5 protein-coding genes are annotated in these 7,085 nt (G+C 33.7%); all 5 read right to left on the minus strand.

The features are described 5' to 3' along the window. Positions 1-37 precede the first annotated feature (37 nt). The 5 genes from Q0543_RS16410 to Q0543_RS16430 all read right to left on the minus strand — a co-directional run bounded on the left by Q0543_RS16410 (position 38) and on the right by Q0543_RS16430 (position 6,932). Positions 38-3,169: a two-component regulator propeller domain-containing protein gene (locus Q0543_RS16410; protein WP_299255603.1), complete on the minus strand. Its 3,132-nt coding sequence runs from the start codon at positions 3,167-3,169 to the stop codon at positions 38-40. Between the two features lie 131 nt (positions 3,170-3,300). Further along, the gene (locus tag Q0543_RS16415; protein WP_299255605.1) at positions 3,301-4,680 is read right to left on the minus strand and encodes a deoxyguanosinetriphosphate triphosphohydrolase; all 1,380 of its coding nucleotides are present in this window, start codon (positions 4,678-4,680) and stop codon (positions 3,301-3,303) included. 26 nt (positions 4,681-4,706) lie between these two features. Continuing rightward, positions 4,707-5,492, minus strand: coding sequence for a DUF481 domain-containing protein (locus Q0543_RS16420; protein WP_299255607.1), 786 nt, complete (start codon positions 5,490-5,492; stop codon positions 4,707-4,709). Between the two features lie 5 nt (positions 5,493-5,497). Continuing rightward, positions 5,498-6,529, minus strand: coding sequence for a glycoside hydrolase family 5 protein (locus tag Q0543_RS16425; RefSeq protein ID WP_299255609.1), 1,032 nt, complete (start codon positions 6,527-6,529; stop codon positions 5,498-5,500). 16 nt (positions 6,530-6,545) lie between these two features. Beyond that, positions 6,546-6,932: an SRPBCC domain-containing protein gene (locus Q0543_RS16430; protein ID WP_299255611.1), complete on the minus strand. Its 387-nt coding sequence runs from the start codon at positions 6,930-6,932 to the stop codon at positions 6,546-6,548. Positions 6,933-7,085 lie beyond the last annotated feature (153 nt).

Consider the following 7,085-nt stretch of genomic DNA (forward strand, 5'->3'; position numbering starts at 1 on the left):
ACTCAAACCCGCGAATAATGAGAAGAAACTGGTGAAATTATACCAGATACTCAAAATCAGCAACCGCGGGACAGAGTGCGCGCACCCCAGGCTGCACAACATCAACCAAGGAATCGTGAAGCTGATTTCCTTTTAAAATATCAAATTCAATTTCTATAATACCTCCTACCTTAGAAAAACGGATGGCATTATATAATATATTTCGTAGCGCAGACATTGCAATTTGAGTAATACCTTTAACAGCCACCTCCTGCCCTAAAGGTTTAATAACAATCGTTATTTTTTTCTCATCTTTGAAAGGGTTAATTTCTTTCATCGTTTTATCCAATACTTCTTTCCAAGTAAACGAAACGATTTCAGAAGATCCTTTATAGGATTGTGTAGAAACCCAACTCAATAAATCGGTCGCTAAGATAGATAAAGATGCAGCCGATTCATTCAACTTTTCCATTACAAAGTCTTTGGAATCTTCGTCCATTACTTTTAGCAAACTAGAGAAGCGTTGTAATGGCCCTCGAATATCGTGACCAATAATACCAATCAACTTTTGTTGAAATGAATTCCATTCAGAAAGTTTATCGTTACTTTTTTCAAGTGTGTATTTTTTATCTAGTAACTCTTTTTGTTGATCTAAAATGAGTTCATTCTTATGAACTAAATCCACATTGGTTTCGTGCAATTCTTTTGTACGTAATCTAACTACTTCTGCAAGGTGTTTACTGCGAATCAATAGCTGTTTGGTACGTAGATAAAAGAATACGACAATACCTGCAATAACAAAAACAAGAGCGATTAATCTGAACCACCAGGTTTCCCAAAAAGGAGGATGTATTATGATTGTGAAGGATGTAAAGGTATCGCCAAATACCTTTAAATTGTTTGAAGCACGGACCTTTAAGATATATGTACCTGGGTCTAAATTTGTATACTTTGCTTCTCTATTTTTACCCGCATTGTTCCATTCTGTATCAAAGCCATCCAATATATAGGAATAATAATTATGACGTGGAATAGTAAAGTTTAAAGCTGCAAATTGAAAAGTAATGGAATTTTTATCATACGACAATTCTACGGAATGTGCTTCGGTAATCGTAACAGATAAAGGAGAATTGGGAGTAGTTGGTTTTATAGGAACATTAAATAACTGAAATTCCGTTAATACCACTTTGGGGAATTCAATTTCTTCTTTAGCTAGAATTGTATTTATACATAAGTATCCATCATTCATTCCAAAATAGATCTTACCTGATTCACCTTTATATTTCGAATTGTAATAAAAAGATCCCGCAGGTAATCCGTCTTTTATGGTATATGCAATCGTTTTATGTGTTATGGGATCAAATTTTGTGATACCGTTATTGGTTGCCAACCATAAAAGCCCTAAGTCATCTTCAATAACACTTCGAACGGTATTGTCTGATAATCCATCTGCAGTGGTAAAGGATTGAAAGGTTTCTGTTTCACGATTAAATAAAGCGAGCCCTCCGCCATTTGTTCCTATCCACAATTGATTGTGACAATCTTCAAAAATATCAAACACATAATTTTTATCTGAAATCAAATTTGCTCGATCAATTTTATAGGTTTTAAATGCGTCCTCTGCTGGAAGGTATTTACTCAATCCATTAAATGTTGCAATCCAAAGAGTACCGGTATGGTCTTCTAAAAACCAATACGACCAATCGGATGGTAGGCTTTTAGGGTTGTGTGGGTAATTACGATACCTCCTAAATGTTTCTGTTTTTTTATTAAAAACGGATAAACCCATTCCAAAAGAAGAAACCCATATCTCGTCTTTATATTCGATTAAACTTTTTACTTTATTCCAACCTAATGATTGTGAGTTTTTGGGATCGTTTACATATATAGTAGTAGCGCCAGTTGGACGTATTCGAGATAATCCGCCATTATAGGTTGCAATCCAAAATGTACCTGTACGATCTTCAATAATATCAAGGGCTGCATTTGATCCTATAATTCTCTTTTCATCCGCAGCCGTATAATTTGTAAATCCCAAAGCATTTTTTTTCTTTTCAAATACACCACCACCATCTGTGGTAATCCAAAAATTATTATCAGAGTCCTTTAAAAAATTTGTAACAACACCTTCTGAAACACTGTTACTATTTGCTGAATTATTTTTTACATACACAAACAAATTGGTAGCACTATTTGAAAAGTTGATTCCGTTTAAAAAAGTACCACACCATAAGGTACCTTTACTATCCATATGTATGGCCGTAATATTGTTACTATTTAATTGTGAACCTGATTTTTTATTGTAATGATAAAATCTATTTGTTTTCTTATCATATAAATCTAATCCACCACCATCAATAGCGATGAGCAAAAAATCCTTATACGAAACGATGCGTACAGTATTATTCCCTATCAAACTATTTTCATTGATAGATGAATGCGTATAGTCTATGACAGTACCCGCAGAAGTTTTGATTACTTTAATTCCCAAAGTAGTAGCCAACCAAATTGAATGATCTGTATCAATGAAAATATCACGAATATGAATATTTCCATACGTATCAACTAAATCCGTAAACACTTTTGTTTTAGGATTAAAAGTCAATAATCCTTCTTGTGTGCCTATGTAAAAAATATTGTTTGCATCTACATCCATAGATACAAATTCTTTTAAGGTGTTATTTCGCTTGTAATAAAAATGTTCGGGTTCAGTCTCTAATGATGATACTTTATATAATCCATCGGTCGATAGCACCCATAAACAAGATTGCTTATCTTCAATAATGGATTCGATATCACCCTTAATAAATTTTAATGCTGCGTATTTTGAGTTATTGAAATTATAAAAATGATCTAATGTTGGATCGTATACATTTAAGCCATGTCTCGTTCCAACCAATAAAACGCCTTTTGAGTCTTTATAAATACACTTAATATTATTACTAGAAACCGAAAAACTATCCGATACTGCATTCTTATAAATGGTAAACGTGTATCCATCGTATTTATTTAAACCATCTTCGGTACCAAACCACATAAAGCCCGTATGGTCTTCTTCTATAGAACGAACCGTAGCCTCTGATAAGCCATCTTTGATAGAGAGTGAATGAAATACGTAGGATGGAATCTGAGCATTACTATAAAGTATGCTTAAAAACAAATAATAGAATACGATACAACCTTTTCTCATACCTAAATGACACTTCCGAATCTAGAAATTGGATCATGCAACATGAAATAATTAAGTTACGATGCTTCAATCACGTATAAAGAAACGGATTTTATAGTGTAAAGGTTGTTTTATCATGCAAAATGCCAAAACTATTTCAACTCGGGCAAAGCAATTCCTTTAATTTTACGATATAAATCTACCGCATAAATATCTGTCATACCGGAGATAAAATCGAGAACAGATTGAATTTTCAAATACGTATCTTCTCCAGAATACACGAACTGAGATGGCAAGAGCTGCAAAAGTTTGGTTGAATTGGGTTTGTCTGAATATAACACCGCAGGAATAAATTCTTCCATCAAGCCACCTAATATTTTATAACCTGCTAATTCTATTTCAACAACCGAACGATAATTGTAAATCTCTTTGATAGAAATTTCTTTTAATGTATTCAATGGAATTAAAATTTCTGCATCTAAATCGTCTGTTAAACTTTTAGAGTAGCTACCAGATAAAATCGCATCTTGGTTTGTCCAAAAAACATCGGCACATTTTTCCAATAAAAAGTTAATTACGGTAGCACGAAGAAAAGCAATCTTTTGATTGGAATCATTTATTTTACCTACAATTTCTGACGCACGTTCGCGAGTAAATGCTCCTTCAGCAGGAAAGAAAGCTAATAATACAGTAATTGCTTTTTCGAGTGAAATAATTTTCAAGCGATAGGCATCTTCCCAATCAATGATTTGATAACAGATATCGTCTGCTGCTTCTACCAAATAAACAAATGGATGTCGTGCGTACGCCATTTGAGTATCCGAAATTGAAACCAAGTTAAACTCTTTTGCTAATTTTGAAAACGTATCTTTTTCTGTTTCAAAATAACCGTATTTTTTCCGATTCAATATATGCTTTTGATGTCCTGCATTTGACTCACAGGGATACTTCACCATCGACACCAATGTAGTATAGGTTAAGCGCATGCCACCTAAAGCTGTTTCATTGAATGAATGCGTAAGCAAACGTAAGCCATTTGCATTACCTTCAAAATGCAGTAAATCGGAATATTGATTTTCGGTAAGTTGATTTTTCAGTTTCCCCAATTCATCATTAGGTAGGTTTTTAAAATACGCAGAAATGGCTGCTTCGCCAGAATGCCCAAAGGGAGGATTTCCTATATCGTGCGCCAAGCAAGCGGCCGCAATAACAGAACCCAATTCATAATTATAAAACCGCTGAAAATTACCATCATCTTTATGCTTTTCCGCAGCGATACGTTGTCCAATAATACTTCCTAGACTTCTACCAACAGAAGAAACCTCCAAACTATGTGTTAAGCGATTATGAACAAAGATACTTCCTGGTAATGGGAACACCTGTGTCTTATTTTGCAAGCGACGGAAAGCAGAAGAAAAAATCAAACGATCGTAATCGCGTTGATATGGATTTCGTATCGAATCGGGATCTTCAGCAACACGATCTTCGGTACCCAAACGTTTAGGGCTATATAAGCTTTTCCAATCAAGCATAGTAAATAGTTTCTTAGTAGTATTTATTAAAAGGACTTATCAAAGGTTAAGCCATACGTTAACAGAAAATTTTCTCTGCTTGTGCTATTTATTTTATTATATGTTGTAGCAATGGTTATACTCAACCATTTTTTAATTTTAAAATCTAATGAATTCGTGAACTTCAAAATATAATCATTTTCCTTTTTAAGCGATTGTTGCCAAATATTATTACCTCTTATTGTAATAATTTTATTTACATACAACGTATATTTTGCTCTAAAGGAATTACGTAATGTTTCAGAATCTCTAAAGGAAACATCTGCATTGGGGAAATAGTCATTGTATTCATATACAAATCCATCACTTAATGAAATACTCATTAGAGAACTTTTTAAAACATCATATCCAATACCTGCTCCTATTTGAAGGCGTGAATTAATTTTCAATGAATAGCTTTTATCGTATGCACTATAGCCCCAAGCAAAGAAAATTTGTTTTTTATTATACAGATTAAAATCGGTAGAAACATTATAATCATCATTCGTCAATCCTGCTGTTTGTTTGCCATAGGCCCAACTTCCTAGAGAATTAAATAACATGTTCTTTTTAGAAACAGAAAACCGCAATGAATTATTGGCTAGAAAAGATTCAGCAGTATTGGTTTTATTATAAATACCCGTTAAGCTCCCTTTAACATAATAGACAGCAGTATCTGCATATTGTGCAGATACTGCTGTTATTGAAACAATAAAAATAAAAATGGAAGATAAAATTTTACTCCAAATACAATTATTAAATTGAATAGTTTCTATTTTACCTCTACAGCTCATTCAACTTATTTTTTACTCTTTTTCTTTTTCCCAGCTTCAGAATTTGACTTTGTTAAGGTTTCAAAAATGGGCGTGTTTTTTAATATCATATCTGCTCGTACCAATTGACCCGAAGGAGTCAAATCATATTCAGCCCAGCCCCCATAAGGATTCGCTCCTGGTACTATTGCAGAGGCCGTTTCCGCTTTATCAGCAATAGACCAATTGCAATAACTAATTTTATGTTCGTCTAAGAACGCATACCATAATGCGGTTTCTTCAGGACTAAAATTACTGTTACCGGATGCATCACACGTACCATATTCCGTAACAAATAATGCGATTCCCATGTTTAATGCTTTTTGTGCTTCATCTCTCAATTCTTGTTTATGTGTACCTGGATAAAAATGTAGCGTATACATTACTAAGGTGTCGTTAATACGATTTAATGCAGCTTCCGAAACCAATTGAGACCATTGTCTGGTTCCAACTACAACAATGTTAGTTGTATCATATGTGCGTATTTTTTTTAAAACTGCTTCTGCGTATGGTTTAATTTCGTTATTCCATGATGTCGTTTGGAGTGGTTCATTATATACTTCGTAAATAATGTTTGGAATGTTACCATATTTTTTTGCCATTGTGGAAAAGAAGCGTTCTGCTGCTTTTGGATTTTTTTGCGCTTCGTGACTGTGATAATCAATGATTACATAAATACCTTTTGAAATCGCTGCATTAACAACTTCCATTACTTTACCTTGTTCGGTATCTGGGTTTTCAATATAACCGCCCATATCAACCCCCATAGCTGCACGTATTACAGTACATTTCCAATCATCGCGCAACCATTTTACGACATCAGAATTGTAATATTGCCCCATCCATTGACTCCAAAACAATGACATACCGCGCAACTGCACCGTATCACCATATTCACTCACCATGTAATTTCCTTTTACAGATAAGTGACCATATTTTTCAACGATTGTTTTTTGTCCGTAGGATAAAAAGGACAACGAAATCAATACGATTAGTGTAGTAATTTTTTTAAGCATCATGTTATTCATTATTATTTTATTCACCCTCATAAAACTCTTGTAGTGCCCCAAAATATGGACCATTCCAACCTTCAACAATTTCATCATATGCCTCATCCGGAATGTTTGAATGTCTTAATTCAACAGACGTTGAGTCCTTTTTATCTGGATGTAAAATAATTGTAACAATAGATGGTTCTTCTTGATCTCCAAAATACCATTCCTGTACAATTTTTTTACCTTCTACAAACTCTAGATTCTTTCCTTCAATGCTTCCGTCCCACAAAGAGAATTCAGATCCAGGAACCGTTGACATTACAACATCTTCTCCCGTCCAAAGTAACATGGTTGTCTGAACGGTTAAGGCTAAATAAACATCTTCTGGCGGCGCAGCAATGCTAAAGTACTTTTTATAATTCTTCATAAATTTCAATTGCGAAATTAAAGATAGGGCTATTGAATACTTAAAACAAAAATGAGCCATAGGAATATGGCTCATTTCAATAATCAAGTAGGTTTTGAAAGATTTATATATATTAAAAAAAGATATCGTTAGAAACTAATAAAATTTAATTTA

This window comes from uncultured Cytophaga sp. (assembly GCF_937863595.1).
GTDB lineage: Bacteria > Bacteroidota > Bacteroidia > Cytophagales > Cytophagaceae > Cytophaga.